Genomic DNA, 2,017 nt, shown 5'->3' with positions numbered 1-2,017 from the left:
TCCCTCCCTTTGAGAGCCAAATTCTACCAAAAAATGGGGGGGTTATGAGTTTTTCTACAGCCTGAACGTCCGCAGCAGGGGCGACCAATGCTATACACATTTTGTGCGAACCTGGGAGCGCAGCGATCCGCACAAAATGTGCATAGCGTTGGGCGTCCCGCGGAGGCCCAAAGGGCCGGAGCAAACTGCCTGCGATTGTTATGTGGTGATTATCGATAAGCCAAAATCAACCTCGAGCTCTCTAAAGATTTCTAGCGCTTGGTGCGAAACATTTACCCCGGCAGTATGGCTACTTGACCTATACCCGCAAAATACATCTACTTTTGCCTTAGTTTTTAAAGACAATAAGTAATCTTTATGAGGTTTGAGTACCTCCCATAGGGCGAATAAATGTTTCTCCAAACTGACCTCTTCATCGAGGCCGGAATCGAGACACCACATATCCTGTTTATATTCTGTACTTCCCACGCGCCAACGATCACCCTTTTTATGCCTTCTCGTTGGTTCTACCCCGAGAACACTTTCTATCTCCTCGAAATCGATACCAGACTCAGAAAATATTCTCAGAGTTGCAGAATAATTAAAATAGAGCTCTTCTTCCATGGCTTGATTCTAGATCTACTGACACATAACGCCGCGCACACCGGTGCGAGCTTGCGAGCATCCGGCGGCCGAAAGGACGCGTAGTGATGCGCTTTGTGTACGCCCAGCATGGGCATGAACTAATGGGGTGAGAGTCCCCTGTAGGAAGATCACCGTTAAATGACAATTTAACGTCAACTACTAGCGAATGGCAAGGGCAGGCCTGCGAAGGCCTGTCTGGAGGAAGCCGCTAGCAAAACTGCGAGCTGATGAAGAAGAACATCATATGAGGCGTAGGCTGGAGGCGAGCTGGCACAAGACAGCGAAGCCGCGTGATCTAACGGCCACCGTAAATGATGCAGTTGCGCAGTGAAAGTTCATGTTCTTATCTGGGGAGATCTGCTTGACACGCGATCGGTAGGAAACCAGTGAGGCTCTGGTCTACAAGTGCCTTGGCTCCCTGGCCTCATTCCCCTGGGAGAGCAAATCGATGGAAACCGACAGCGCCTTCAGGGGTAACCCTGCGGGTGATCAAGCAGAAGTCAGCAGACGGCATAGTAGCCAAATACCCAGCGTAATGGCCGGGACAAGGTGAAGGCCTGAACAATCAGAGAAAGGAGGAGCCTTGTCAGACTTGAACACACGAATGCCGGCCGGCAGTGACGTGACTCAGCGTATTGACCTGAAGCCAGCCTTTAGCAACGATCTGTTCGAACAAGTGCTCCAGCCCGTGAATCTACAGCGGGTATGGAAACAGATTCGAGCCAATAAGGGAGCCGCCGGAATCGATGGCATGTCCGTTGACGACTTTCCGGCATGGGCAAAATCTGGTGGCTGGGAAGCAGTCAAGCGTCAGTTAATCTCAGGGCGCTATTTCCCACAACCAGTACGGCGTGTTGAGATCGAGAAGCCGGACGGTGGCAGGCGACTGCTTGGTATCCCGACGGTGACTGATCGCGTTATTCAACAAGCAATTGCTCAAGTGCTCACACCTGTCTTCGACCCGGCCTTCTCAGAGCATAGCTTTGGGTTCCGGCCGGGACGAAATGGGCAGCAAGCGGTAAAACAGGTACAGCGGATCATTAAACAGAAGCGGAATATCGCCGTCGATGTGGATCTATCGAAGTTCTTTGATCGCGTCAACCACGATCTGCTGATGTCGTTAGTGGGCCGAAAGGTTCATGACCGACGATTGAAGCAACTGATTGCGCGATACCTACGAGCTGGGTTTATCGATAACCAGTTCCTCCACGAGAGTCGCGAAGGTGTTCCACAGGGCGGTCCATTATCGCCACTGCTGGCCAACATCATGCTCGATCCTCTGGACAAAGAGCTGGAACGGCGCGGCCACCAGTTCGCCCGCTACGCGGACGACTTTATCATCCTGGTAAAGAGCCGGCGTTCGGGAGAGCGTGTTCTGCGCAGCATCACAAAC

General features: G+C 52.2%; 2 protein-coding genes. One reads left to right on the top strand and one right to left on the bottom strand.

The features are described 5' to 3' along the window. Window positions 1-198: 198 nt before the first annotated feature. Window positions 199-603: a DUF4279 domain-containing protein gene (locus MWN76_RS20815; protein WP_250465104.1), complete on the bottom strand. Its 405-nt coding sequence runs from the start codon at window positions 601-603 to the stop codon at window positions 199-201. Between the two features lie 604 nt (window positions 604-1,207). On the opposite strand from MWN76_RS20815, the gene ltrA reads away from it, so the two are divergent. Next, the coding region (gene ltrA / locus MWN76_RS20810) for a group II intron reverse transcriptase/maturase (protein ID WP_250465102.1) at window positions 1,208-2,017 on the top strand (810 nt) is incomplete at its 3' end.

Origin of the sequence: Microbulbifer litoralis, from assembly GCF_023634065.1 — a bacterium.
Lineage (GTDB): Bacteria > Pseudomonadota > Gammaproteobacteria > Pseudomonadales > Cellvibrionaceae > Microbulbifer > Microbulbifer litoralis.
This window is presented reverse-complemented; position numbering and strand designations above follow the sequence as displayed.

Bases quoted from the DNA above. Each gene is read 5' to 3' on its own strand.
- MWN76_RS20815 (WP_250465104.1), bottom strand. From the start codon at position 603: ATGGAAGAAGAGCTCTATTTTAATTATTCTGCAACTCTGAGAATATTT.